This window comes from Pseudoalteromonas sp. OOF1S-7 (assembly GCF_022347765.1).
Taxonomy (GTDB): domain Bacteria; phylum Pseudomonadota; class Gammaproteobacteria; order Enterobacterales; family Alteromonadaceae; genus Pseudoalteromonas.
Genome location: NZ_JAKRFZ010000017.1, coordinates 23,150 through 48,472, shown reverse-complemented (window position 1 = coordinate 48,472; position 25,323 = coordinate 23,150). Strand labels below are relative to the sequence as shown.

The following is a 25,323-nucleotide window of genomic DNA, read 5'->3' as shown; positions in this document are numbered from 1 at the left end:
GTTATTTGGTGATAATGCATTAAAAAAGCCAGTGTAAGATCACTGGCTTTTTAAGGTCAAAGTACTGGTAATATTAGATTTACAGCAAACCCAGCACTGACGAAGCAGACTGATTCGCCTGACCACGTAATGCAATAGAAGCCTGAGATAAAATATCATTGGCGGTCTGCTCTGCTACTGCACTGGCGTAGTCAGTATCCTGGATCCGGCTTTGGCTCTCAGCAATATTATCTCTTTGTGTGCCAAGGCCACGTATTGTGCTGTTAAGGGTATTTTCAAACGCACCCAGTTGTGTTCTTTGCGTATTCAGCGCTTCAGATACCTGATCTGCGGCATCGATGGCTGTTTGAGCACCCGCCTGGGTCGAGATATCAACACTCAGAATAGGGTTCGCAAAACTGCCGTCCGACGCTGTGAACCCTTGCGTTGTGTTTGCGTCCGGTCCTACCTGAAAACTGGTTTGGTTACCGTCAAACAAGGCCTGACCACCGAAAGTGGTGTTCGCAAAGGTATCTGTTATCTGAGACTGCAGCTGCGATACTTCCTCTTGCAAAGCTTGCCTGTCGCTGTCGGTCAGCGCACCACTCCCGGACTGAAGTGATAACTCCCGGATCCGCGACACGGCGTCATTTACACCTGACAATGCGGAGTCGGTTGTTTGAGAATAAGAAATACCGTCATAAGCATTGCGTATAGACTGGTTATAACCTTCCTGCTGCGACGTCAGACGGTTAATGATCTGCAGCGCAGCCGCATCATCCGCCGCTGAGTTGACCTTTTTACCACTTGCAAGCTGTTGATTAAGCTTATTGTTGGTCTGGTCAACCTGATTAAAAAAACTATTACTTTGAGATTGTATCTTCATAACGCCTCCCCATCAGGTGTTATTTTCCATCAAGTCTACTCCTTTGTGTTTAAAAAGTCATCTATTGTAAGAAATTGAACAGCCCGCTCAGTATATTTACTGCAAATTCTCGATAACTGATATAAAGTATTGAGTAATCGCTTTTTATTTTTGCTAAGCGAATTTTGCTACAGTCATGCTTTTTTCTATACTGTAAAGAATTCAATGCACCTTTAGGTGGGCTTTTATGTTTGACAACAAGACGATTCTCATTACTGGCGGCACAGGCTCATTCGGTAAAAAGTATGTCAAAACACTACTTACCCGATACAAGCCAAAGAAAATCATTGTTTTTTCTCGTGATGAGCTGAAACAGTTTGAGATGCAGCAGGTCTTCAACGATTCTTGTATGCGTTACTTTATCGGTGACATAAGAGATAAAAACCGCCTTTATCGTGCCATGCAGGGGGTTGATTTTGTGATCCATGCTGCTGCACTTAAACAAGTGCCTGCTGCTGAATATAACCCTATGGAGTGCATCAAAACTAACATCAATGGGGCCGAAAACTTGATCGAGGCCGCACTGGACAACAATGTAGAAAAGGTGATTGCTCTGTCAACAGATAAAGCCGCCAACCCAATTAACCTATACGGCGCAACCAAACTTGCTTCAGATAAATTATTTGTTGCGGCAAATAATATTGCAGGGGGCCACAGGACCTTATTCTCTGTGGTACGGTACGGCAACGTTGTGTGTTCACGTGGTTCTGTTGTGCCCGTATTTCAGCGCTTGATTGATGAAGGCTGCGACCATATCCCTGTTACCCATGCCGACATGACCCGCTTCTGGATCAGTCTCCAGCAAGGCGTGGATTTTGTCTTGAAAAACTTTGAACGTATGTTGGGAGGTGAGATTTTTGTGCCTAAGATACCTTCTATCCGTATTGTTGATCTTGCTACAGCAATGGCCCCGCAATTGCCACATAAAATCATAGGCATTCGACCAGGAGAGAAATTACACGAAGTGATGTGCCCCGAAGATCTCAGCTTTAACACCTTTGAATTTAGCGATCACTTTGTGATTGCACCCGGTATCAAGTTTAGCAGTCGTAGCAATGACTTTGATACCAATGCCCTTCGCGAGCAAGGCCAGCCGGTAGCGCCTGGGTTTGAATATAACTCACTCAGCAACCCGGACTATCTGTCTGTGGAAGCCATAAAAGCCTTTAACGCTCAGGCATTAGCCTAGCCTGCCTGGAGCTCAATATGATCCCTTATGGCAAACAAAGTATTGAACAGCGAGACATCGACGCTGTTATCGAAATACTGAAATCAGACTTTTTAACTCAGGGCCCCACTGTACGTCAGTTCGAAGACGCCGTTGCTAAATACTGTGGCGCAGTCGGTGCTGTCGCTGCTAACAGTGCAACGTCGACATTACACATTGCCTGTAAAGCGCTAGATGTTAAACAAGGCAGCATAGTTTGGACTGTTCCTAACTCTTTTGTCGCTTCGGCGAACTGTGCCTTATATTGTGGTGCGACAGTTGACTTTGTTGATATAGATGCAAATACGGGTAACTTGTGCATCGCTGCTCTGTCAGAAAAGCTGGAACAAGCAGCACGCTTAAATGCATTACCAGACGTGATTATCCCCGTTCATTTCGCAGGGCAATCGTGTGACATGGCAAGAATAGGAGCCCTGGCCAAACAATATGGTTTTAAAGTTATCGAAGATGCCTCTCACGCGATAGGAGGCGAGTACCAGGGTAAACCGGTTGGTCATTGTACTTACTCGGATATTTGTGTATTCAGTTTCCACCCGGTAAAAATTATCACCTCTGCTGAGGGTGGCATGGCTGTCACTCAGAACCCGCAACTGGCAGATCGTATGAGAGCATTTCGAAGTCATGGCATTACATCTGATCCTGAACAAATGACTGAAGAAAGCCACGGCCCCTGGTATTATCAACAGCAATTACTGGGATATAACTATCGGATGACAGATATTCAGGCGGCTCTGGGTTTGAGTCAGCTGGCTCGACTCGACGAATTTGTCACCAGCCGAAACCAGCTAGCACGTGCCTACGACAAAATGTTTGCCGAGATTGAAGGCATCACCCCGCTCTCTCAGTCAGAGTTACAACTCAGCACTTACCATTTATACGTTGTTCGTTTTACGGATAGCTCGCGTGAACTACAACAACACATAGTGACCAAAATGAGAGCATCGGGAATATGTGCCCACGTACATTATATTCCTATATACCTGCAGCCATTTTACAAAGACTTAGGGTTTAGCGAGGGCTACTGCCCGAATAGTGAAGCGTATTACCAAAGTGCGATCACCATTCCTCTTTTTCCTTTACTAACATACGCTCAACAACAAGAAGTAGTGAAGACCTTACGTAATTTGCTCACCGGTTGGCAAAATATTCAAAATAATATCAAGGAGTAAGTGCATGATGGAGAGGTCTTTAAACCTTGCCTTTATTGGTGGCGGCCTGAATTCGGCTGTTGGCTATGTGCACTTTAGTGCCGCACAACTGGATAATCGCTTTAAAGTCGTGGCTGGCGCCTTCAGCCGTGACCCAGGTGCCAATGTTGCTACCGCGCAGCAATGGGATATCGCACCAGAACGCACCTACAGCGACTGGCGCACACTTATTAAGCAAGAAAAAGCACGAGTAGACGCAGTGGTCGTGCTCACCCCAACACCTCATCACCTTGAGGTGCTGACGGCACTATTGAATGAAAATATGCCAATCATTTGCGAAAAGTCGCTGGTCTGTGGTACAGCCCAAACACAGGCGTTGGCTAAAGTGTATGACCCGAAAACACACTTTCTGGCAGTGACCTATAACTACAGCGGTTATGCCATGGTACGTGAGCTTAAGCATCTGATTGCTCAGGGTAAACTCGGTCAGATCCAGAAAATCCATCTGGAAATGCCACAAGAGGGCTTTAAGCGCCCGCCCGATATCGCAGGCAAACCCGCCAAGCCACAGGCGTGGCGATTGCAGGACTATCAGGTGCCCACTATCTGTCTTGATTTGGGCGTACATTTACATCACTTATCGAGTTATTTGCTGGAGCTGGAACCAACAGAAACCTGTGCTCAGTTTGCCAATCACTCCGACTACTCTGGATTGATTGACGATGTCCAAATGCTGCTTAAATACCCGGATGGGATCCGCGGCAGTATGTGGATGTCAAAAACTGCCATCGGTCACCGCAATGGTTTGCAGATCCGAGTGTATGGCACGGCGGGCAGCGCCACCTGGGTGCAACTCAATCCGGATGAGCTTCAGTTGCAATTCAGTGATGGCAGAAGAGAAATTCTCGATCGCGCAGGACAGTGTCAATACGCCAATCAGTTCCGTTACAATCGCATGAAACCGGGACACCCTACCGGATTTGTTGAAGCCTTTGCCAACTTATACACAGATATTCATCAGGCTTTGTCTGCCTATCAGGCAGGCACCGTGCCTGACAACGAGTACGTATTTGGCTTTACTCAGGCGCAGGCCGGGCTGGCTCTTTTTGAAGCCGCAGTCGCTTCTAACGAGCAACACGGTTGGTGTCAGGTCTGAGCCTGACACCAGTTTTACACCTCCGAATGGTGTGTTTTTACGTCATTCCTGAGCACTTTACCCATGGGGTTTCTGGGCAATGCACTGAGACGCTCAAGCGTACGCGGTTGCTGGTAATCAGTCAGTTCAGACAAGCACAGTAATCGCAACTCCCGGCTGATATCCAGCTCACCCTGCTGCTCATAGACCACCTTGATATACTCACCCAGTTGCCTGTCTGCACAGCCAAAAGCAACACAGTCAATCACCTGAGGGTGTTTCTTAAACACCGCTTCAATATCCTGAGGAAAAATGTTGATCCCTCCGCTGGATATCACCTCTTTTTTACGTCCGACGTAATATAAAAAGCCATCTTCATCCAGATAACCCAAGTCACCGGTCAGAAAGAAACCCTGAGAGTCAAACGCGTCCTGAGTTTGCTGTGGCATTTTTAGATAACCACTGAACCCGGTTAAGGTCTGACAGGCAATTTCGCCAACTTCACCCGTCCCCAGAGCTTGCCCTGTCGGATCCACAATTTTCATCTGAACAAACGGTAAAGCCACGCCGACAGCACCGTTTTTATCTTGCCGCTCACTGACGCAAAAATCACTGACAACCCCCACTTCAGAGGCACCATAACATTCATGAAAGCGACAAGGTAACTTGTTCAGCAAAGCTTGTTTAGACTCTGCTGCCAGCACCGCAGAAGACGATACCACGCAGCGCAACGAGCTCAGTTCCATTTCTTCGTCGCTACTAAGCAAACTTTCTAATTGGGCAGATACCGCGAACAGAAAACTGACTTTGTGCGTCGCAATGGCTTCTAACCACTTCGGTAAAGAAAACTTGGCCAGGATCACACTGGTTGCCCCCAACATCAGCGGCATCAGGACCCCACGCTGGGCAAGAGAGTGATACAACGGTGTGGCGACTAACACCACCTCGTCCCGAGTCAATCCGTAATAGTTGATAGTCGCATCAAATGCACGGCTGATCTTGCACTGCTGGCTTAGCACTATGGGTTTAGGCTGGCCCGTAGAGCCAGACGTCATGGTCAGTATATAGGGGGCTGTTACATCGACTATTGGCTCAGGTGTCTCCATCTCCTGTGCCTCAAACGCTCCCGCCATGATGTCTTGCCAACAGGGTTCATCGGCAACAGGCTGTGCCAGACTGATCAAATTGTTGGGGTCAATGACCGCGTCTGCCAATAAAGTTCGTCCGATAGAAGGCCAGGCTATCACGGCTGCGACCGGGGTTTTCTTCAACGCCACCGACAGAGCATCACCTTTTAGACTAATCGGCAAAGGCACAATAGCAAGGCCCAAACGAGCTGCAGCCAACATCACAACCGGATATTCCAGGCCATTCGGTGCAAATAACGCCACCCGCTGGCCGGACTGCAAGCCCAAACGGTTAAAGTGTGCACACAGCTTTAACACCTTCAGATTCAGTGCCTGATAACTCAGTGTCTGTTGCCCAAACACCAAGGCGGCTTTATCCGGCTGAGACTGCACGTGCTGTGCAAAAATTTGATAGATATTACTCACAGTCTGTCCTCGATGGGTATTTGGCAACAAAGTTAAACTCCGCCTCACAGGCATTAGGAAAGAGTTGCTGTGCAGCGATATAACCGGGCTCACCTTTAGCCAGAGGCACAAAACCTGCCCGTTGATTAAGCAGGTTTACAAAGCGGTTTTGCTTGTTGATCACCGCAACCCAGGTGGCCTCGGGGTACACTTTGGCGGTGTGTATTAGCTGCCACTGCAAGATCAGTTGCGCGTGCACAAAATTCACCGCGTCACTGGCTGCAAACCAGCCTCCAAAAAGATACTTCTGTCCTTCCAACTGTGTACACTGGTGCCAGACGTAAAGTAATGATTCATCATCGTGCGACAATACAAATGAATCACGGGTTTGGCGAAACCACCAGCGATAATGATCAACGGCATCAATGCGATCAGTTATTGTCATACGCCAGGCATTATCACTGCGGTTACGGGCGCTGAGATAGCGGTTAATATGTGCATCTGTGACTGGACATAAGCGCAAGCTTTGTGCCAGTGTCCAGCTGGTTTTGGGCGCCTGCGGGGCGTTGCTAACCTTCGTCAGGCCAGAGTCAGCACCGTTTAAAAGTGCTGAGGCAATGCGTTCTGCGCCCCGTCCGTCCACAGGAATAGTGACGTCCGTGCAAAGCTGCTGCACACGCTTACGCGCATCGTACAAAGTTGCGATTAACTCAGCCACTTTGTCTCTGTCTTGCTCGAGCAAATCGGGAATGTGCAGATAATGACCAAGATCCTCCAGGTCCGCTAATGCATTATTCTGGTTAGCTGCGAGGCTAAAACTCAGTGCCGGCGTCTGTGTCGCAGCCAGCTCATATAAAGAAGTTCCAAGCGCGCCAACAAATAAACCACAACGCTGATAGTAGCAGGCCAGGCTGGTCGCCTGCTCAATTAACGTCAGACGACTATGTTGCTCTGCAAGTGTATATAGCTGCTCTGTACCTGTGGCCTTGGGCCCAATCACCACCTGTATTGGTGTGGCTTCAAAGCCTGCTGGCGGTGCTTCAAGTAGCCGGGAAATCCACTGCGTTGGTGCATGCCAGTCCCCGCCGCCACCCAGAGAAAATAGTACTCCGTCACGCCTTTGCGCGTCTGCGTGGTGATATTCAGGTGCCAGAATACAGTAGTCCGGACCCAGTAAACTCTGACTATGCTGAGCCAGCTTCCCCTTATAGCGCGATGGTGTACCCGCTCCCTGCCATTTGGCATCAACCACCAGCTCGGCCACATGTTCCCGGGCCAAATCATCCATCGCTAATAGCGGCGTACCCGTTTTCCGGATAACTTGCTCCCAATGCATATCAAAGCCGTAACCATCAACCACCCACCAGCAAGCTGTTTCTCCTCGCTGAGTAAGGACATCCAGCACAAACTGTGCGTCACTAACGGTGTCTGATTGCTGTGGTACTTCAACCAACACGATATCCATGTCTTGGTAAAAACGGGTGGGCACAGTTTGCGCGTCCACCAGCATTATGACCCGTTGATGTTGGTCGATTAGCGCTTTGGCAAGCCACTTCATGCGCATAAAGTGGCCCAGGCCACAACGCGTGTCTACACGAATGGCTATCATGCCAGTGCCACTATGGCGTCGGTAAACCGACCTACTTGTGCATTGCGTGTATCAAGCAGTAACTCTGGCGGCACTGACAAACCAAAATGTGCTTCGATGTGCATGATCATCGATAACACCTCAAAAGAGTCCAGAACACCGGCCGCAATAAAATCAAATGACTCAAAATCAGTTTCGCTTACCAGCACAGCGCGCGCTTCAAAAAACGCTTTTAACAAGGCCAGTACGGCTTCGCGTTGAACACTCATAGTAGATCTCCCCAGCTCAGTTGCATTCCACGCACTAACGTTTTATTCACGGTACGACCAATCAGGTGTGGTAAGGATTTGGGCATAATCTCCCCACCACCAGGACGCATTTGTGCGACATGCTCAGCGGTAATTTCTTCTCCCGCTTTGATATCTTTGACTATGTAAACACAGCGGCGGGCTTTAGACGCGTCCCTGGGATAATGAACCTGGCCCATTGCCAGCTCAATTTGTCGCACACCATGCACCAGGGCAGCCAGTTCATCGGGTGTCATGGAGAAGAAACTGTCTGCGGTGTTATCTTCTTTACTCATTACAAAGTGCTTCTCAATCATACAGGCACCCACCGCTACCGACGCCAGTGGTACATCATTCCCTAAAGTATGGTCAGATAAGCCCACCGGACAGCCAAATGCTTCCTGCATGTGTGGGATAGTGCGCAGATTAATACTGTCTGCCGGGGCTGGATAAGTACTGGTACACTTCATCAGGCAAAGCTCCTTGATCCCCGCTTCCTCTGCCACTTTCACCGCTTCTGCAATCTCTATTAGTGTGGCGCCGCCCGTCGACATAATCACAGGCTTTTGCGTTGCCGCAACGTCGCGGATCAACTGATGGTCTATCAGCTCCGGCGACGCAATTTTATAGGCTGGTGCATTCAGTTGGGTCAACAGATCGACCGCCGTTTTATCGAATGGTGAGGAAAAACACGTGATCCCGATTTTGTCTGCCAACTCAAACAACTCAGCATGAAAATCCCAGGGCATATATGCCCCTTTATAGAGGTCGTACAAATACTGTCCCTGCCAAGGGCCAGTTGCCTCAAAGTGCGGCAGTTTACAGTCCATGGTCAGCGTATCGGCGGTGTAGGTTTGCAACTTAATTGCATCGGCTCCGGCTTCTTTTGCTGCATACACTAACTCTTTGGCCTTACTCAATGATTGACCATGATTTGCAGACATTTCTGCAATGATATAACAGGGCTGGTCGTGGCCGACTTTGTTACCTGCTATAGTAATGTGTTTATTAAAATTCACTGTGCGCCTTCTTGTTCTACACTGGCATCTTTGTCATATTAAGCAAAATGCGCGCCCGTTTTAAAAATGTGCGTAAACATTGTCTCAGGTCAATAGCTTCGCGCGCTTCATCACTGCTTTGTCTCTGTCTTTGAGTGTAATCATTTGCTATATTGATCTCAAATACAATGATAACAATGACTTCTATGAATAAAGTTCAGATCATTATTCAAGCAAGAATGACCTCAACCCGTCTTCCCGGCAAGGTTATGCTGCCGTTGTGTGAGAGCACTGTCCTGCAGGTAATGCTGGAGCGGTTGGCGCCCTGGCATGAAAATATTATTGTCGCAACGACCGATGACGGAACTGAGCAGCCCATTGTGTCCCTTTGCGAATCACTTAATGTCGATTATTTCAAAGGTAGTACAAATGATGTCCTTAGTCGCTACTATCAAGCTGCAAGCCAGTTCGGTGCGACAGACGACACGGCTATTGTGCGCTTGACCAGCGATTGCCCGCTGATCGACAATGCGCTCACCACTCAGGCTATTAACACATTCCTGCACCACGATTATGATATGGTGAGCCTGGGGCCTCACAGCGGGTTCCCCAGAGGCCTGGATTGCTGCGTTTTCCCATACTCTTTGCTGGCACTAACGCATCAAAATGCAACATCGCCACCAGACAGAGAACATGTCACTCTGGGCATGGCGAAATTTAAGTCGTTAAAGACCTACGTTATCAGCGCATTAGAGGACCATAGTCATTTTCGTCTCACTTTAGACGAGCCTGACGACTATATTGCAATACAGGCAATCTATCAGGCCCTAAACCATCGCACTGACTTTTCTTATCAACAGTTAACCGCACTGCTGCTGAGTAATCCACACCTGCATCAGCTAAACAGCCATGTTGAGCAAAAAACAGTCTGACGTTTATCAGCCTGTTAGCCACATTGACTGTCGCTGGATGAGTCACGCCAGGTTTTAGGTTGCTGCCTTTTTACCAACCACAACAATAAGATTCGAAAACAAAGTGGGGAAACAGGTATGCAAAACCCTATCTAACATCTTCCCTAACCCGTTTAACTGAAAACCACTGGCTCTCGCTCTCGATTCATCAAAGCTATCTGCTTTCATTGATTTGGCCCTGAAAAAGTCGAATTTAAACAGAAATGATACATTTCTTACGTAATAGACGTCTTCGACTAAAATTTCTGGCTCCAGAAAGGCTTTAATTTCACTTAAAGTAAAATGCCAACGATGAAACTGGTTATAGTTGCTTTCTTGCTGCCTCTTTCTAACGATTCTTTCAATGAGGTTATTTTCCACGCTATCAAAACGGAAAGATGCCACCAAACTGCCACCTGGCTGCAATACTCGCTTGGTTTCACTGAATGCTTTTGTTAATTCATTCATGTCTTCGATATTGTGATACAACCCAAATGCAAACACGGTATCAAAATAGCCTGAGTCATAGGGCAGATCAGTGATACTGCCACGCTCAACCTGTGCATCTGGAGCATGGCTTTTTATCGCTGTAATCGCGTTCTCACTAAAGTCAATCCCTTTAATATCCTTACCTTGTTTCTTATAATGGAAATACAGCCTGCCTGTACCACAACCCGCCTCCAGGATCCTGTCCGCTTTATCAGCAACCAGTTGGGCAAATTTTATCGGGTAAATCTCCATGTTCGAAAATTCATTTTTATCACAGCCAGAATCCAGCCAGCGCTTTTCCCAATACTCTGAATTTTGCTTGCTTCTAAACACTTTCTTCATAATATCTACTCCTTGCAAAAAAGTAATTTCAGTACGAGTAGGTGGTATAATCCTCGTTGAAAATATGTTCAACCGCACGAATTGTACTCACTGACTCTGAATTAATATATTCTGAAATACTTTTAGGCGCGCTATGTTTTAGCTTATAGGCTTTATAGGCCCCCGTAACCTGAGTCAATGTCGCCATGTCAGAATGCATATTTTCTAGCTTGCCGACAAAATCAATTTGACCACTCAGATGTTCAGTTTGCCCCCAAAAATGTGGATCCCGAATAGATTCAGGTAAAACCATATACTTTTCAATAAACTCATCAATATTAGGTGAGCTCATAGAAATACCCAGTGCATTTAAGACCGAATAGAAGTCAATCCCAGGCGACTGAGTAAAGTCTAGCTTCATATCCTCAATAATATATAGGTAGTATGCTGACAAAAATTTGACTGTTGGGTGTCTTACAAAAGTGAATGTAAAGTAGTCTGCGTATTTTTTATCATGGATGTTGATTATTTTTTGAATCCCACCTTCGGAAAACATCATCCTTCCGACATCCCCAGATCCTGTTCTCGCATTTCTTCTGAAAATGATTTTTTTATCTTCATCTACAATAACCAACTTAAATCGCTCTTGGTTATATTTGTATATAGCAACATTTTCCAAAGAGGGCATGTAACGCACAATATTCGGCCAAAACATCGTAGCAATTAAAATATAGTCAACTTTATAATCTTTACCAGCCTCATACTTCAGCAAGGGTTTATCCATAAACACCCCGTCTCTTTTGCTGTCCAAAAATAGCTTTACTTCTATATCGCTTCGATTTGTTAAAATCTGTTCTTCGAAAAACGCTTTTGCAATTTCACCTGCGCCATATATTGCAATAGTAGCGGAATGAGGAATTTGCTCGATTGACCAGTGTCTGAAAGGGTAAGATTCGGGTACTGCACTCATTTTTTTGCTCCGCTAATAACACAACTTCTGCACGGCATTGTTTAATAACACCTTAAAGTCCAAACTAAATTTACTTACTATCTGTCGATCTCAAAGTGAGATATGGGTAACCCCTGGTACAGCGCCAAATCACTTACACTGTCGACTTCTAGCCACCCCTTACTGTGACACGCACAATGCACAGGCTCCCCTTTTTCGATCAAAAACTGAATAAAGTCCGTCATATACATGGACCTTGTTTCGTCAATGGATAATGACAAATAATATGACAACCATCGTTTCAGTGCCGCGCCCGACACTTTAATCAAACCAATATATTGCGCTTGCGCCTCTTGCTTTGATTTGAGCTTTTTCCCTAATTCAACTACCCTGCCATCCGTGAGATACTTAAAAGATTCAGCGTCCTCAACGGGATCCTCCATCCTTTGAGACCATAGCCATTCCCAGTCCAGATCTGCACTCACAACGACTTCATTAGGACAAGCAAGTAGCTTAGTTACTATATCGGCAGCGTAGATAATATCGCCATAACTAATCACCAAATCCTGGTCATCAAAGAACGCTTGTGCTTTAAATAGGCTATGCACCATGTTGGACGATTCAAACTCATCATTCACAAACTTTTTAAGTCCGTACTTTTCAAGCTTTTCGTGGTGATACCCCCCAACGATTGCAATATCATCTATTCCCAGCCCATTAAAAACATCTAATTGGTATTCAATAATCGCTTTACCATGAACTTTTACCATTGTTTTTGGAAGTTCTTCAGTATGTGGCCTTAACCGTGTCCCTTGGCCCGCGGCCAAAATAAGTGCTTTTGTCATTTAAAGTGCCTATTGATTAGTTTGACATCTTCCGGCGCAAAGGGGTGCTCTCTTTCCGGGTGCCACATTATGCCGAGGATCGGCAAACTCTGGTGTTTTATCCCTTTCACAACCTGATCTTTAGAGGTAGCAAAGGTGGAAAAGTGCGCCGTGTTTTGGCGTGTGCCCAGAGTGTGGTAGCTGTTCTTGATCATTTTTTGACCGCACACCATCACTTCCTGGTGAGGCATCACATGGCCTTCCAGATCAATCAAACTCGTCTGATAATAATCCTGAATCAACTGCATGCCACGACAAACGCCCAATACCGGTAGTGTTTTTTCGATTGCATACTTAAGCAATGTTTGTTCGGTTTTGTCACGAGCCAGACTCTCTCCGCCGTATTTCACTAAATCATTGCCTCCGGTAAAAATGATCCCATTGGGTTGCAGGCGTTGAACCAGTTCAAGCGCAACCTCAGCATGATTAGGTACCAACAACGGATGGTAACCAGCCTGACTTAGGAGTGCTGTCCAGCGCTGATCCAATTGGTCGCGCCATTCAGCGTATTCAGAGATCTCACTGACACGTTGAGTAATGGCAATTAATTTCATTGCGTACATTCAACCTTCTGCTTAAGGCAATCCAAGGTAATCATCTTGTACCGCTTCCAGCTGTGGAAGTGTTTCTCACCAGCACCGATAATAGCAGGTAAGCCAAGCTCGCCGGCCCGAATTGCCATGTGAGAATTACGTCCCCCGTATTGTGTTACCAAGGCAACAATGCCGGTACTAAATAGCCAGTCATAGCCAGGATCTGCAGAATCAATAAACACTATCTTGCCTTTCAACGCTGCTTTACTCTGTTGTTCGTGCCAGACGATGGGTTCACCTGTAACATGCAATTGAGTAATAAAGTTCGGTTCGTCCTCAAGCAGTTGAAACAGCCTTACTTCTGATACATCACAGATTAGCGCTGGTAATTTAATTGCCTGGCTGAGGCTATGGTAGTTTCTGCCCAAATGAATGGATGCCTTGATCGACTCTTTTGCACTAAGCGAGGTCGAGTACAGTTTCAGAATGTCCTTGATGTCAACGTTGGCCATCTCTGCTCGGGTAAAGCCGAGTTGATTGCCCAGGGCCTCTATGATTTTGATGGCGTCACTTAAGCTTTTCGTAAAGATAAACTTTGCATATTCTCTCGCCTCTATAGCCTCTTTAATAAAGTTGAGTAACCCTACAGCGTCTATCTCTAACTGATTTTTAGTCAACTCTTCATTAATTGCATTCAGGCTGCGCAACGAAATACTAAAATCGACACATTGCCCCTTTTCTTCATGGTTCATTTCGCAAAAATACCGTTCGGGGGCTTCATCATACCTTGCGGAATCAATATCATATGTGCCGGGGCGCAGGTGACCGTATTTAGCAATCAAAGCTTGCATTGACAATTCTTTTTGGTCTTGAACGAGTTGGGAGCTAACCGTTTCTATGCTCAGCATAAATTGCTCAACTTCTTGCTCAGTCAACAGTCCACACGACCTCATTGAATTTAACAGCTGAACCGCGATAAAGCCGCATCTGGCAAGTCCCGCAAAGGGCAAAGTGCCAAAGCTCTTGCAGTCTTGTAACAACCAATAAATTTTATCAATCTTGTTCAAATCAGAATTGACTATGGTTTTTTGCTTATCAACTAATCGCTCTATCTTGTTAAGGTCATCTCGCCAAATACCTGAAAAAATTCTGTTACTGAGTTTAATTAAAGACGCTTTGAGCTGCGCTTTCTCGTCACGGCTAAAGTGGTGACCCAATGCATCCAGTTTGCTGTCCAGATCAAACGTAAAACACGATATGACAATATCAAATTCAACTTTATCGTGAGACTGCGGATGAGCTGCCAACTGTTGCAAATAATCGTTTACTAACTTATCTGCAAGCTTGGAATCCAAAGTAGCTGGAATAAATGAGTTGAAGCTTGTCCTGACATCAATATAAGGCGTCCCGCCTAGCACTGTAAGCAGGGGAAAGCCTACGACATCACGATAACCATAGTCAGCTCTTTGATGGGCCCAGACATCATCTGTAACAAGCTCTTTGTATAGAGATAATGCTAAAGCCCTGGGTTTAATGCCGATAATTTCAGCGGGGTTCCAGTCTGGCATAACTCCGTACATGGTTGTTTTACCATGCAAGTATGGATGGGGCTGAGACAATCTATTGAGTTTTTTTTCGATACAACGTAGTTCTAGTTGCAACTGAGGGTCACTGGCTGCATAAGTCTTGCTGATCCACAACGGACGCGCTTGTAAGAGATAAAGCTGGCCTTCGCTAAACGCAAACTCGACATCGATAGGGCTGCCTTCAAAGTAATGAGATAACTGCTCCATCATCTCAAGCAGCGCTATTTGCCATGACAATGTTGCCGGTGTCCCATGAAGAATAAACCATGTATGGCCTTCTTCACCTGTCCCGCTGGTAATGCTGGCAGTATCACCAGACAGATCGGCATTAATGACTGTGTACGGTGCTCCGGTATTTGGATCGTGGGAAAATGCAACCCCGGCCACTTCAACATTCGTCAGCATTTTTTGTACAAATACCTGGTCATCTGGTGCCACTTTCCCAAAGGAAGCAAAAACAGCGTTGATCTGCTTAGTGAGACTCTCGCTATCCAGCGGCACATCCAATACTGATAAGAATTCACCCGCCAGGCTTGAGCCAGCAGTATCTTCCTGTTGAGAGCTGGAACGAACAATGACATTTGAATCAAATTGGCTTTTTACCGTTGTCAGACATTGTTCTGGCATGTTAAGCCACTCGCTGTAGTGGATTATCACCAGATCCAGTATGCGCGCATTGAGCGGACGCTCCTTGATTGCCTGCAATGTTTCCGCTTTAGAAAGAGCAGACAACCCCTGTGCAATATTTTCTGAGGGCATATCAACAACCCACGCTTTGTAAGTGTTCAACAAAATTCCGGAAAATCAAATCTGAAACGGCGACAATTGACTCTTCCCCGCCATTATTATCAACCACCAAATCCGGGTTACTTGGCAGCTCAACTGACAAGTCTAACCCCGCCATAAACCTTCTATCTTCAACACGTTCATCGTAAAGCTGTTTGGGGTCCCGCGCTTTTCGTGTTGTTTCTTCCGTTCTTAGATACACCTCATAATACCCGGGTGTATGCTCCCTGTTCCAGCTTCTCACTTCCTCAAACATACTAATAGTGGGAATGATGACAACATGCCCTTGTTTGGCTATGAGCGAGGCCAGCCGTGCATATCGGTATGAGCCATTTAGCCTGCTTTGATTGTCAAACCCCCAATGGGGATCCCGAATAGCGTCTCTGACTTCATCCCCGTCCAGCATCAGGGGGTGATAACCACCGGAGCTCAGAAATGCGTAGACCTGCTTAGCTATGGTTGTTTTACCAGCGCCAGACAGACCTGTTAACCAAAGGACTGCGCCCGAACGCTGATCATGATTACTCTTGTTCAATTTTGAATATCCCCTGACCTAGATCTGGCTGATACTGCTCAGCTAATTTATTTATGGTTAACGCTCTAAGTATTGGATGAATAACATAATAACTACGAGTATCAACAACGGTTCCAGATGATTGCGGTGTTGCATTAACCCCTTCAAGTAAGAGCGCTTTGAGTGTCTCAGAGCGGATCCAGGGGTCTAGTACATAGTCCATGTAATTTGTACTCAGGATCTGTGCGGGACGATTAACTTTGAACTTGCAAACCTTAAGCGGTGCGCCAGAATCTAGCGATGGCTCAAGAAAAAATGCACTCGCTGCCAGTGAGTTATCATGCAGCAAGCTATAGTAAAAACAGGTGCTGCCACGAAAGGCCGGCAATTCTCCTGGATGAATATGAATATACTTTTTACCCAATGTGAACATCCTCTTCCCCAGGATCCCCCCACCGCAAAAAAGCCAGTTTTTCTCTGGCCTATCAGCCAGAATTCTGAACACTTCATCATTATTGATATCTTCTGCTGTGCACTCAATAACGTCACTATTGAACGCTCGAAGATACTGTTCCAGGGTGAATAGCGTTCTTGCTCCCTCTGAAATATTCTGCTCGGTCACACAACGACTCGCTTCTTTTTTAAACGAGTTTTTCATCACTATAATACAAGAGAGGTTTATTTTTAATTCCGCCAGCACCTGCAAATAAGCGTTCGCTCGTTCAGATGGGAAGTAAATAAGTGACAGGTCAGGAAACATTATCCCCTCCAAACAAGCAAGTGGTTTCTAGCTCAATTAACTCGATAAAGTGCCCAGCATAGACTTTGTGTTCTTCCTGATATATTTTACTACTCAGGTGATCAATCAGCCTGACCGCTGAATTTAGCGAGTTAAAGTCTTTCTGGATTTCAAAATGAGTCAACAGAAAGTAAGTGAGTGACAACTCTACCTCAATCTCACTGCACGCTTTAAGTGCTTCGATTTGAGCGACCTGCTTAGAATTAACATCACCATGTATGACAAACCTTTTTTCCACTTTAAACAGACGCTCCACAACCTGATCTTGCCCGTCTAAATTAGCAAAATGAAGCGCATTAAAAGAAAATGCAGTATCACGACTTTCAGCTGATACACCACAAAACAGATCGCTTGCTTTTCCAACAAGTGCTTTTCTGTCGTGCAGGAAAGTCTCAAGATAACGGGACACTTCAAAAGTAGGAATGTCACTTTCGTGCTTACTGTAAGATGATTTCACTATCATAATATGCTGTTAAAGGTCACTTATTAATTCGAGCAAATGATGAGGCAATATTTTCATATGAATCTGGCCCCCAGATAATCTTCTGATCAGCATTATCCCTAAGAAATGCATCCTCACCGGGGCGATAACCGCTGCGAACCCAGGTTTCAGTACTCATTGTGGGGTTAAGGTCGTCCACTTCGATAAAAGTCAAAGAACGGCAGCCAGGAATAAAGTTGCACAAGTAAAATGCCCCATTCGTTTTCGCCATATTGATGAAGGCCCTGCGGTACAACGCCACTCTAAAGTGGATATCAATCGCAGCAAGTGGGAAGGTAGTATAGTTTGCCAGCCCATCGGGTAACCTATCAGCGACAGTATACGTATCCCTAACAATAATCGGGAAATATACCTCTTTATCCAACTGCGATAAAAACCTTTCCCAGGATGCCAGGTCAGAATTGCGTTGAGGCTGATGGGCATACTCTCTCAACGTGATGACCACGGCCTTTTTATCACCCACAACTTTTTCAAAAAACGTATCAACTTGCCGCTGAGCTTCTCTATGAGGCGCTAACAATGACAGTGAATATCCTGCGTCAACATAGGGCTTAAGCATAATCTGCCGCACTGCATGGCTATTGCCCGCTGCACCAAAGTTGGACGGAAATACCTGCCCCTCCGCTACGCCAGCCATTAATGAGGTTGCCTGCTCTCTCAGGGCCAGTGTAGACACTGTCAGTGCGCTTTTGATTAAAGAGAATACTGGCTCAACAATATGAGTGATACGCCAATTCAGGTCATGCTGGTCATGATACTGGCTCAATCCCAGATAGGATTGTGAGGCGGAGCGATCTGGTACTATAATAAACTGCAGAAATTTTTTCTTTCTTTTTACCCTCTCCAGCTCAGCCAACAATGCAAACTGAACACAATCAAATGTGGGTAGGTTGCTTGACAGGTCGTAGAACGCATAGAGAATATCATGCTCTTTTATATCCGCATTAATGACTTCTCGTACTGGTCTTACTTCAAAGCAGCTCAAGTCATAATAATAAATAACATCCAGCAGAATACCTTTTTCAAGCAAGCTTGTGGTTATTTCAGAAACATACATGGAGCAGATGATTATCTTTTCAATGCTTTGCTGAGCATTGACCTCAGCAAGAGCATCCAGATTAAGAGTCTGATAGCCTTTAAACTGACCTGAGCCATCTGTCGTTGCTATCAACTTTGTCTTGTGTGCATCTACCAGATCATAACAAACAGATGTGTTTGTGTTTATGCCATATAAAACTGTATACATCTCGGAGCCTAGCGAATAGGAACTGAGCAAATATTAATAATGTATTGGCACATCGGTGAATAACCTGTATGTAACACTTCATCATTCATGCCAAAGGCATATACATTCCGAAAATATTTGGATAAAAAAGCGTGTAAATCAGGGGCTGATTTGCAGTTTATATGTGCAAACTTATTTTCTTCTGAAGCGTAGACTTGTGACTCAAGCGAAGGCATACCTACGATAAAAGTACCGTAATCTGATAATGATGCAACAACGTTTTGCATATACAAGTCTTCCTGTGCAGGATCAATATGCTCCAGAACGTCTAAAGAATAGGCACCGTCAAACCCGCCATCGACTGGGCCATCGAGTATATCATGACCTTTAAATACGATATTCGGAAAATGAGGTGCGATGTTTTTTTCAGCTTGTTCCAGGTGAAGCTTATAATAGTCTATTGAAACTAGATTCTTTACGAAACTGGATACGATGGCACTACCAAAGCCATCCATACAACCAACTTCCAGAACTTTGTCATAATTATTAAACATTTTGCCCACAAACTTATGCTTTGAGGCGGAGAAACCCAACATTTTTGGGTCAGTATTAAACACAGCTGAGGTGTTTTTCCCCAGCGTGAGGTTTTCAATATCTTTACCTTCTAAAACAGGTACATATCGACTTTTCGCGTATTCAGACGAACCACAACCAAAAAATTTATCTTCTGCCATTTTTTTTCTCATTAGTTTTCAGGATCTAAAGCCGAATTTTGTCGATTATTCTGGTGCTTGAGTCTACTTTTTCTTGTGTAAAAACAACATCGACTCCCAGCTTGCTCGCAACCCCTAATTCTTTTTGAAAGTTTGCACTGAAGCGAGTACTGTCCGACTGATATTCTTGACCTTTAAAGTAAATGCTGGGTTGCAGCACACTCAGAACCAGCTCCGCGGTGGCGCTGTGGCTGATTACGCTGCCATCAATGTCGCTCAGACTGGCAAGAATTTCAGCCCTTTCAGCATCTCGAAAAACCGGACGACCCGGGCCTTTATTAACAAACTGATCAGCCGTCACACTAACGAATAAAAAATCACACATTTTTTTCGCGTAATTAAAGTGACGTACGTGCCCAGTATGAATTATGTCAAAGCAACCGTGACATAATCCAACCGTTTTACCTGAGGCTTTTAACCTCGCTATTTTTTCTTCAAGATCGTATAGTTGATAAATCATAGTGAATCTCTTGGCTAGCCTATAGCGCTCAGATCAATATCTGTCAGCTGTTGTACTACTACATCGGCACCCGCTTCAAAAAGTTGAGCTTCATTGTTACCCCTGTCAACAGCAATCACCATACCAACATTAGCATTTTTTGCAGCAATCACACCCGAAATAGCATCTTCAATCACAACACAGTGTTGACGCGGTGTATTAGCTAATTTGCAAGCATAGGCATAAAACTCGCCATTCGGCTTAGAAGCAACATTGTTTTCAGCAGCAATATTGCCATCAAGTAAAAACTCAAACTTTTCAAATATACCAATACTATTTAGTATTTTTACGGCATTCTTGCTGGATGTGCCAATACCAATTGGCACTTTCTTTATCGTTAATTTATCAATGACAGACAGAGCATCCGAAAAAACTTTTACGCCATCTCTATCGACTATATCATTGAATAAACTGTTTTTGAGATTGCTAATTCCATGGATTGAATCAATCGAAGTGTCAGTCAGTTGTCCCTGAGGTAGCAGGATTTTCTTATGCGTAAGAAAACACTGAATTCCTTCTAATCTCGAGCGCCCGTCAACATAATTAAGGTAGTCTTCATAGGTGAACTTTTGTTCAGGAGAAATATATTTCTTGACGACATCACTAAGTACGTGTTCCCAAGCGACTGCATGAATGCTTGCACTATCTGAAATAACACCGTCCATATCAAAAATGACAGCTTTCATATTAAAAAAGAGCCTTAAAGTTAACTACTCCAGAAAAACCCAAAGATTCGAGTTTCCTTATCCACCATTCAGCCGTCTTTACTGTTTTATGCGTCGCATCCCATTTTTTTATTAATTCTTCTGATTCATTATTTGAAGATACCTGGATCTCTAAAAATATATTTCCTTTTGTGATTCGGCAAAACTCTCTAATAGCCCTTTCAATCTCATCTTCCGAAAGGTGGGGCAGCATCTCTTTGCTATACACCAAATCAAAAGAGTTATCTTCAAAAGGTGTTTCAATACATGATCCCTGCACTAACTGCTGACGAATTTCAGGTACGGCGTTATCTATGGCATATGAACTTAAGTCGATACCTCGAACATCCAGTCCTAACTTGTGAAACTCATATAGCACAAAACCTTTTGCACAGCCGGCTTCAAAAACAGACATACCCGGCTTCAAGTTAAAAAAATCCATTAGCTTTACGACAGAACTTTCATAACGGCCATCATAATGATAGCCACCATACCCGACGCCATAACTTGAGTTATCAAAATAATCAAATCCATAGCCCAGAAAATCTTCTGACTCACCTTGATTTTTACTTCTCGCAACTATTTTTTTGAGCCTGTCACTGGCCTTTCGAGGACCTGAAGAACCGAAAAAGTCAATTTCTTGAATCACCGGGCTCATAGTTCTTGCTCATTGATTTTAAAGACCTTTGTATTCCAGTTCTTGTGCCAGCCTTTCATTGTAAAGACACACTGATGCTGCACAAACAAGTCTTCAAAGACAGGGTTGCTGTAGATATAAAATAATGACTTCCCTTTCGACGCTTCGATTATTTTTCTCAGGGTATTGTCTGTGGTGGCTTTATCAAATGAGTTTTTATTAAAAACAATAACAACATCAAAATCAGCTAATAAATCATTGTAATCAACATCGTTAACATTCGCATTTACAAAAACGGAATGGGAGTCCTTTTGATAAGACCTAACAGATGCCAGGTTTTTCTTTGCATCTTCTAACAACTCTTCATTCAGTTCTATACCAATCGGTATAATATGCTGCAACGTCGACTTTGCAATATGTAATGCTTTGCCTCGCCCACAGCCAAGATCTACAAAACAAGTACTAGATGCGCCTACCACAGGCTGGTTTTTTACCATATCTTGTAGTGGCTTCTTAATAGCTGCGGTATACACGGGTTGATAATGCATTACAGCACTGTTTTTAGATTCTAGCGAACCGTGATACTGATCACCGGATAAAATTTGTGAGAAATTAGTTCCATTTTTAATATCATACCAATCGTTCTGGCAGAACTGGTCGACGATCCTACGCACACCATTAATAACACCATGGTATTGGATGATATTTTTATAAGCGGAAAATTTACTTTGTTTTTCTGATTTATTCATTTTCTCTACCATTATAATCGGCTAGTTTGCCTTTTAAGTAGGCCTCTCATCCAGGAAACATTATACCACTGTTCTGAATCATCTAGTTGCCCTGCTTCATAGGCTGTTATCAACTGCTTAATCGCATACTCAACTGTATATTTAGGCTTAAAACCCACACTTGCTAGTTTGTCAGAGTTTAGTCGATAGGAACGCGGATCGTTGGATGGTTTAACTTCAATGCTACAGCCAGTATGGTGTTGTATCAACTCTGCGATTTCTTGCACAGATTGGTTTTCTAATCCAGCATTATATATGCCCTTTATCTCAGGGTGTTCAATTAAAAAGCAATACAGATCTGTGATATCCTCGATGTGAATGTTCGGACGAAGCTGCGAGCCACCCAATACGGTTATCTTGTTTCTAGTGAGCGCTTGCATCGTTAACAAGTTCACGACAACATCTAACCTCATTCTGGGTGATAAGCCACATACTGTCGCAGGTCTTATTATTTGTACGATCATTTGATTCTGATAAGACAATACCACTCTTTCTGTAACCATTTTGCTTTGGTTATACACTGAAATAGGTACCAATGGTAAATCTTCCGTAATCTGATCATCGTCTTTTAACCCATATACGCTGGCAGAAGATGCATAAATAAACTGTTTCACATTCGCTCTGGCAGCTTTGTCTGCAAGCCTTTCTGTCGCAAGGCATGAGGTCTCCCAGGTGCTCAGAGGGTCTAAATCCCCACACGGGTCATTCGCTATAGATGCCAAATGAATGACAATGTCAATGCCATCTAACGAGTAGCTTTGCGGATCGCGAATATCCCCCTTTATCAGGGTTAGATTTTCATGCTCATCTAAGTGATTTCCAAACCACATCAAATCAATGCCGAGCACCTTATGCCCTTGAGCCAGAAGTTTAGGCACCAATACTGAGCCCTTGTAACCGCAAGCACCCGTTACAAAAATATTCATATCATTCCTCACTTTAGGCAGTTACTTAACTTTAGCAAAGCCACGTCTGTACATGTTAACTAGCTCAGGAGGGATCCCCCAATCAACAGCGCCGACTTTGTCATGCAGCGCTTCTATATCTTGTCTATATGTGTTTCTCACTTGCTGGTTCATTCTGATATTAGATGGTCGATAGTCATGCTGATATTGCTCACTCATTAAGCTTTCAACCACGATATCTATCCCCGTTTCTCTATCAACATTTTTTATCAGCTCGCGCTCAGGATGAAAATAGGAAAAACGTGTATCAACTGGATTATGCAGCAGCATGTCCGCAATCACCTCTGACAAAACAGGGGACATGTGGAATCCATCACGCTTGGTGCCCGTTGCAATCGTTAAGTTTCTTAGTGACGAACGGCCAATTAAAGGAAATGTATCTTGAGATGTTGGCCGCCAACCTACATTTGTCCGAACGAGTTGAGCATTATAAAAATGACCGTTAATTTCTTCTGTTGCCGCTCTCATCAAATGTTCAATACTAATTAAGCGACCGTGATAAACGGGCTCGGGTGAGAGGTAATTACTTGCCCCTATGACAATATGTTCCTTTGATTTTCCCGGACCTAAATAAAACGGTACGGTGTACACACCACACGCCCCCCCTCTATTTGGGGTCCTGATACACTTTGTATGTGGGTAACCGGGAGACACAATCTCTAAGGACACGCCAATGCCATAAAACATCTTGATTGTTTCAATATCAAGCTTACTGTTTTCTAAAATACTCTGGGTCGGCGCGCCAGCTGCCAGCAAGTATTCATCACCGCTAACGCACTCTCCACCTTCAGTCACAACATGCTTGATCTGCCCACCTTCTGCTTCAAGGTGCGTTACTTTGGCATCGATAACCGTTACCCGATCGTCATTGGCTAAGATATTATCTAGCTTTTCGAGCACCAATCTTGGGTTGAGCCACCCTTCATTTGGAATATATACCGCCTGGGTTGCCCGTTTATGTTGGCTGGGGTAATAATTAGGTATATCGGCCGGATCAACGAGCATGTGCTGTTCATTAAAGTCTTCCAAAGCTTGTAGTATGGCTTTAAAGTTCTTATCGTCTAACTCATCCGTTGCGGTATTGTTAATGACATAGGTGCCCTGCTCAAAGCAGCCACCTGTATATATCTCACACTGACTACAATCTTTTGGTAGGTTCTCACCTGCAGCGGCGATCAAATCGCGCTCAAAAGCAGGCCACTCCCGGGTCGCTTTGTGACTCAACTCAAAGTGAAAAAAATCTTCGTCAGATTTCAGGCTATGAGCACCTATTTCTGCAAATGAATTTTGCATTGCCGCGGCTGCTAAAGTCGCTGAGCCAACCCGATCTGCAGGGCCAACTATCACTATCTCATCCTGTGACCCGCATTTCTGTAATAGTCTAAAGGCGCTACTCAGCGCGATAATACCATTACCAATAATTACGTACTTCATACTATTTACTCGTTATTGACCAATAACTACTCAGCAAGTATCGAGCCTACTTTTTGCAGACGTAAAACTCCTTGATGCTATTTGCAATATGTTGTGCCTCACTGACACCAATATGCTCTGCAATGGGCAGGCTTAATATTCTTTTCGTTAGCTCAATCGCATTGGAGAAATCTCGACTATCAACGTCCAGCGATCTAGCTGCATGCAATTGAGGGATTAGCTTTGGATAGTGTATTTTAGTTTCAATGCCCTTTAATTTCAAATAATTGCACAACTCATTTCGATGCTCGGCAAGTATCATGAACCAATTGTAAGACGACTGAGAATGCTGGTGACTATCTGGCAGCTGCACCACACCACTCAGTTCATTACAAAATATCCGGGCAATTCCTTGTCTACGAGTCAACTCTTCTTCATACAGGTTTAACTGTGTCATTAGGAAACGCGCCTGCAAAGCATCCAATCTGGAGTTCACTGACCAAAAACTACATTCATCACGATTAGCATGTCCATGATTTCTGGCAATTTTTAACCACCGGGCGTGCTCTTCACTATCGAGTATAATGGCGCCTCCATCTCCTATTCCCCCAATATTTTTCAGAGGATGGAAACTAAAACACGCCGCATCACCAAAGGTGCCTACTTTCTTGCCTTGTACAGTCGCTCCAATTGCCTGTGCACAGTCTTCTATTAAAATTAGGCCATGCTGATCTGCGAGCGCTCGTAAAGATACAATATCTGCCGGATTTCCGGATAGATGCACAACTAATATTGCTTTAGTTTTTGCGGTTATTTTCAGAGCAACTGAGTCAGGACATAAATTTAAGCTATTATCAACATCAGCAAATACCGGTTTTGCCCCTGCCATTACGATGGAAGATGTTGAGGCCAAATAAGACATTGGCGTGGTAATGACCTCATCTCCTGAGCCAATACCAAATGCTTGAAGAGCCAGAATCAGTGCGTCAGTGCCGTTTCCAACACCAACCGCATGAGAGGCGCCGTGATATGCAGCCAGTTCCTGTTCAAATAAAGTAACTTCATTGCCCAATATAAACTGGCCTGAGTTAAGCACAATATCTAAATCTTGATGGTAATACGCTTTATATTTGGCATACCGATAGGGGAGATCAACAAACGGAATTTCTTTTCCCATGTTCAGCAA

Annotated in this window: 26 protein-coding genes; 4 read left to right on the top strand and 22 right to left on the bottom strand. The window is 44.6% G+C overall.

All coding sequences use genetic code 11. The features are described 5' to 3' along the window. Positions 1-79: 79 nt before the first annotated feature. On the bottom strand, positions 80-865 hold the full coding sequence (locus MHN33_RS19525; protein WP_239400531.1) for a flagellin: 786 nt from the start codon (positions 863-865) through the stop codon (positions 80-82). 226 nt (positions 866-1,091) lie between these two features. Here MHN33_RS19525 and pseB point away from each other — a divergent pair, with 226 nt between their 5' ends. The 3 genes from pseB to MHN33_RS19510 are packed head-to-tail and all read left to right on the top strand — an operon-like array spanning position 1,092 to position 4,436. Then, a complete protein-coding gene (gene pseB, locus MHN33_RS19520; protein ID WP_239400528.1) occupies positions 1,092-2,093 on the top strand; it encodes a UDP-N-acetylglucosamine 4,6-dehydratase (inverting) in 1,002 nt (333 codons plus the stop codon). Positions 2,094-2,110: 17 nt separating this feature from the next. After that, positions 2,111-3,301, top strand: a complete 1,191-nt coding sequence (gene pseC / locus MHN33_RS19515; protein WP_239400526.1) for a UDP-4-amino-4,6-dideoxy-N-acetyl-beta-L-altrosamine transaminase — start codon at positions 2,111-2,113, stop codon at positions 3,299-3,301. Positions 3,302-3,305: 4 nt separating this feature from the next. After that, entirely contained in the window at positions 3,306-4,436 is a 1,131-nt protein-coding gene (locus MHN33_RS19510) for a Gfo/Idh/MocA family oxidoreductase (protein ID WP_239400524.1), read from the top strand. A gap of 14 nt (positions 4,437-4,450) precedes the next feature. Here MHN33_RS19510 and MHN33_RS19505 read toward each other — a convergent pair whose 3' ends face one another. The 4 genes from MHN33_RS19505 to pseI are packed head-to-tail and all read right to left on the bottom strand — an operon-like array spanning position 4,451 to position 8,841. Beyond that, entirely contained in the window at positions 4,451-5,968 is a 1,518-nt protein-coding gene (locus MHN33_RS19505) for a class I adenylate-forming enzyme family protein (RefSeq protein WP_239400522.1), read from the bottom strand. After that, a complete protein-coding gene (locus MHN33_RS19500; protein WP_239400520.1) occupies positions 5,961-7,556 on the bottom strand; it encodes a pseudaminic acid biosynthesis protein PseG in 1,596 nt (531 codons plus the stop codon). Before MHN33_RS19500 ends, MHN33_RS19505 begins: the two co-directional genes overlap by 8 nt. Continuing rightward, positions 7,553-7,804, bottom strand: coding sequence for a phosphopantetheine-binding protein (locus MHN33_RS19495; RefSeq protein ID WP_239400518.1), 252 nt, complete (start codon positions 7,802-7,804; stop codon positions 7,553-7,555). The genes MHN33_RS19500 and MHN33_RS19495 overlap by 4 nt, the downstream gene beginning before the upstream one ends. Then, positions 7,801-8,841, bottom strand: a complete 1,041-nt coding sequence (gene pseI / locus MHN33_RS19490; RefSeq protein ID WP_239400516.1) for a pseudaminic acid synthase — start codon at positions 8,839-8,841, stop codon at positions 7,801-7,803. The genes MHN33_RS19495 and pseI overlap by 4 nt, the downstream gene beginning before the upstream one ends. A gap of 185 nt (positions 8,842-9,026) precedes the next feature. Between pseI and MHN33_RS19485 the strand changes: the two genes are divergently transcribed. Then, positions 9,027-9,752, top strand: coding sequence for a glycosyltransferase family protein (locus MHN33_RS19485; RefSeq protein WP_239400514.1), 726 nt, complete (start codon positions 9,027-9,029; stop codon positions 9,750-9,752). Positions 9,753-9,806: 54 nt separating this feature from the next. Here the strand turns inward: MHN33_RS19485 and MHN33_RS19480 are convergent, their stop codons facing one another. The 17 genes from MHN33_RS19480 to MHN33_RS19400 form a co-directional block, all read right to left on the bottom strand. After that, entirely contained in the window at positions 9,807-10,601 is a 795-nt protein-coding gene (locus MHN33_RS19480; RefSeq protein WP_239400512.1) for a class I SAM-dependent methyltransferase, read from the bottom strand. A 28-nt stretch (positions 10,602-10,629) separates the two neighbouring features. Beyond that, on the bottom strand, positions 10,630-11,550 hold the full coding sequence (locus MHN33_RS19475) for a sulfotransferase family 2 domain-containing protein (protein WP_239400510.1): 921 nt from the start codon (positions 11,548-11,550) through the stop codon (positions 10,630-10,632). A 77-nt stretch (positions 11,551-11,627) separates the two neighbouring features. Continuing rightward, the gene (locus MHN33_RS19470; protein ID WP_239400508.1) at positions 11,628-12,374 is read right to left on the bottom strand and encodes a phosphocholine cytidylyltransferase family protein; all 747 of its coding nucleotides are present in this window, start codon (positions 12,372-12,374) and stop codon (positions 11,628-11,630) included. Then, on the bottom strand, positions 12,371-12,976 hold the full coding sequence (locus MHN33_RS19465; protein ID WP_239400506.1) for a gamma-glutamyl-gamma-aminobutyrate hydrolase family protein: 606 nt from the start codon (positions 12,974-12,976) through the stop codon (positions 12,371-12,373). Before MHN33_RS19465 ends, MHN33_RS19470 begins: the two co-directional genes overlap by 4 nt. Beyond that, a complete protein-coding gene (locus MHN33_RS19460) occupies positions 12,964-15,321 on the bottom strand; it encodes a PEP-utilizing enzyme (RefSeq protein ID WP_239400504.1) in 2,358 nt (785 codons plus the stop codon). The genes MHN33_RS19465 and MHN33_RS19460 overlap by 13 nt, the downstream gene beginning before the upstream one ends. After that, complete coding sequence (locus tag MHN33_RS19455) at positions 15,293-15,853, bottom strand: adenylyl-sulfate kinase (protein ID WP_239400502.1); 561 nt, start codon at positions 15,851-15,853, stop codon at positions 15,293-15,295. Before MHN33_RS19455 ends, MHN33_RS19460 begins: the two co-directional genes overlap by 29 nt. Then, entirely contained in the window at positions 15,840-16,592 is a 753-nt protein-coding gene (locus tag MHN33_RS19450; protein ID WP_239400500.1) for a hypothetical protein, read from the bottom strand. The genes MHN33_RS19455 and MHN33_RS19450 overlap by 14 nt, the downstream gene beginning before the upstream one ends. Then, positions 16,582-17,094, bottom strand: a complete 513-nt coding sequence (locus MHN33_RS19445) for a hypothetical protein (protein WP_239400498.1) — start codon at positions 17,092-17,094, stop codon at positions 16,582-16,584. The genes MHN33_RS19450 and MHN33_RS19445 overlap by 11 nt, the downstream gene beginning before the upstream one ends. 16 nt (positions 17,095-17,110) lie before the next feature. After that, complete coding sequence (locus tag MHN33_RS19440) at positions 17,111-18,379, bottom strand: hypothetical protein (protein WP_239400496.1); 1,269 nt, start codon at positions 18,377-18,379, stop codon at positions 17,111-17,113. 8 nt (positions 18,380-18,387) lie between these two features. Then, a complete protein-coding gene (locus tag MHN33_RS19435) occupies positions 18,388-19,092 on the bottom strand; it encodes a class I SAM-dependent methyltransferase (RefSeq protein ID WP_239400494.1) in 705 nt (234 codons plus the stop codon). A 25-nt stretch (positions 19,093-19,117) separates the two neighbouring features. Further along, entirely contained in the window at positions 19,118-19,591 is a 474-nt protein-coding gene (locus tag MHN33_RS19430) for an adenylyltransferase/cytidyltransferase family protein (RefSeq protein ID WP_239400492.1), read from the bottom strand. Between the two features lie 14 nt (positions 19,592-19,605). Further along, positions 19,606-20,316: an HAD-IA family hydrolase gene (locus tag MHN33_RS19425; protein ID WP_239400490.1), complete on the bottom strand. Its 711-nt coding sequence runs from the start codon at positions 20,314-20,316 to the stop codon at positions 19,606-19,608. Position 20,317: 1 nt separating this feature from the next. Continuing rightward, positions 20,318-20,992 (bottom strand): class I SAM-dependent methyltransferase, encoded by a 675-nt coding sequence (locus MHN33_RS19420; RefSeq protein WP_239400488.1) that lies wholly within the window; start codon positions 20,990-20,992, stop codon positions 20,318-20,320. Further along, positions 20,989-21,720 (bottom strand): class I SAM-dependent methyltransferase, encoded by a 732-nt coding sequence (locus tag MHN33_RS19415; protein WP_239400486.1) that lies wholly within the window; start codon positions 21,718-21,720, stop codon positions 20,989-20,991. Before MHN33_RS19415 ends, MHN33_RS19420 begins: the two co-directional genes overlap by 4 nt. An 11-nt stretch (positions 21,721-21,731) precedes the next feature. After that, positions 21,732-22,685: an SDR family oxidoreductase gene (locus MHN33_RS19410; protein WP_239400484.1), complete on the bottom strand. Its 954-nt coding sequence runs from the start codon at positions 22,683-22,685 to the stop codon at positions 21,732-21,734. 21 nt (positions 22,686-22,706) lie between these two features. Next, positions 22,707-24,158, bottom strand: coding sequence for an FAD-dependent oxidoreductase (locus MHN33_RS19405; RefSeq protein ID WP_239400482.1), 1,452 nt, complete (start codon positions 24,156-24,158; stop codon positions 22,707-22,709). A 46-nt stretch (positions 24,159-24,204) separates the two neighbouring features. Further along, a complete protein-coding gene (locus MHN33_RS19400; RefSeq protein ID WP_239400480.1) occupies positions 24,205-25,314 on the bottom strand; it encodes a DegT/DnrJ/EryC1/StrS family aminotransferase in 1,110 nt (369 codons plus the stop codon). Between the last annotated feature and the right edge of the window lie 9 nt (positions 25,315-25,323).

Excerpts from the sequence above, each read along its gene's own strand:
- MHN33_RS19525 (WP_239400531.1), bottom strand. The coding sequence starts at position 865 with ATGAAGATACAATCTCAAAGTAATAGTTTTTTTAATCAGGTTGACCAG.
- pseB (WP_239400528.1), top strand. The coding sequence starts at position 1,092 with ATGTTTGACAACAAGACGATTCTCATTACTGGCGGCACAGGCTCATTC.
- pseC (WP_239400526.1), top strand. The coding sequence starts at position 2,111 with ATGATCCCTTATGGCAAACAAAGTATTGAACAGCGAGACATCGACGCT.
- MHN33_RS19510 (WP_239400524.1), top strand. The coding sequence starts at position 3,306 with ATGATGGAGAGGTCTTTAAACCTTGCCTTTATTGGTGGCGGCCTGAAT.
- MHN33_RS19500 (WP_239400520.1), bottom strand. The coding sequence starts at position 7,556 with ATGATAGCCATTCGTGTAGACACGCGTTGTGGCCTGGGCCACTTTATG.
- MHN33_RS19495 (WP_239400518.1), bottom strand. The coding sequence starts at position 7,804 with ATGAGTGTTCAACGCGAAGCCGTACTGGCCTTGTTAAAAGCGTTTTTT.
- MHN33_RS19485 (WP_239400514.1), top strand. The coding sequence starts at position 9,027 with ATGAATAAAGTTCAGATCATTATTCAAGCAAGAATGACCTCAACCCGT.
- MHN33_RS19480 (WP_239400512.1), bottom strand. The coding sequence starts at position 10,601 with ATGAAGAAAGTGTTTAGAAGCAAGCAAAATTCAGAGTATTGGGAAAAG.
- MHN33_RS19475 (WP_239400510.1), bottom strand. The coding sequence starts at position 11,550 with ATGAGTGCAGTACCCGAATCTTACCCTTTCAGACACTGGTCAATCGAG.
- MHN33_RS19470 (WP_239400508.1), bottom strand. The coding sequence starts at position 12,374 with ATGACAAAAGCACTTATTTTGGCCGCGGGCCAAGGGACACGGTTAAGG.
- MHN33_RS19465 (WP_239400506.1), bottom strand. The coding sequence starts at position 12,976 with ATGTACGCAATGAAATTAATTGCCATTACTCAACGTGTCAGTGAGATC.
- MHN33_RS19450 (WP_239400500.1), bottom strand. The coding sequence starts at position 16,592 with ATGTTTCCTGACCTGTCACTTATTTACTTCCCATCTGAACGAGCGAAC.
- MHN33_RS19445 (WP_239400498.1), bottom strand. The coding sequence starts at position 17,094 with ATGATAGTGAAATCATCTTACAGTAAGCACGAAAGTGACATTCCTACT.
- MHN33_RS19440 (WP_239400496.1), bottom strand. The coding sequence starts at position 18,379 with ATGTATACAGTTTTATATGGCATAAACACAAACACATCTGTTTGTTAT.
- MHN33_RS19435 (WP_239400494.1), bottom strand. The coding sequence starts at position 19,092 with ATGGCAGAAGATAAATTTTTTGGTTGTGGTTCGTCTGAATACGCGAAA.
- MHN33_RS19430 (WP_239400492.1), bottom strand. The coding sequence starts at position 19,591 with ATGATTTATCAACTATACGATCTTGAAGAAAAAATAGCGAGGTTAAAA.
- MHN33_RS19425 (WP_239400490.1), bottom strand. The coding sequence starts at position 20,316 with ATGAAAGCTGTCATTTTTGATATGGACGGTGTTATTTCAGATAGTGCA.
- MHN33_RS19420 (WP_239400488.1), bottom strand. The coding sequence starts at position 20,992 with ATGAGCCCGGTGATTCAAGAAATTGACTTTTTCGGTTCTTCAGGTCCT.
- MHN33_RS19415 (WP_239400486.1), bottom strand. The coding sequence starts at position 21,720 with ATGAATAAATCAGAAAAACAAAGTAAATTTTCCGCTTATAAAAATATC.
- MHN33_RS19410 (WP_239400484.1), bottom strand. The coding sequence starts at position 22,685 with ATGAATATTTTTGTAACGGGTGCTTGCGGTTACAAGGGCTCAGTATTG.
- MHN33_RS19405 (WP_239400482.1), bottom strand. The coding sequence starts at position 24,158 with ATGAAGTACGTAATTATTGGTAATGGTATTATCGCGCTGAGTAGCGCC.
- MHN33_RS19400 (WP_239400480.1), bottom strand. The coding sequence starts at position 25,314 with ATGGGAAAAGAAATTCCGTTTGTTGATCTCCCCTATCGGTATGCCAAA.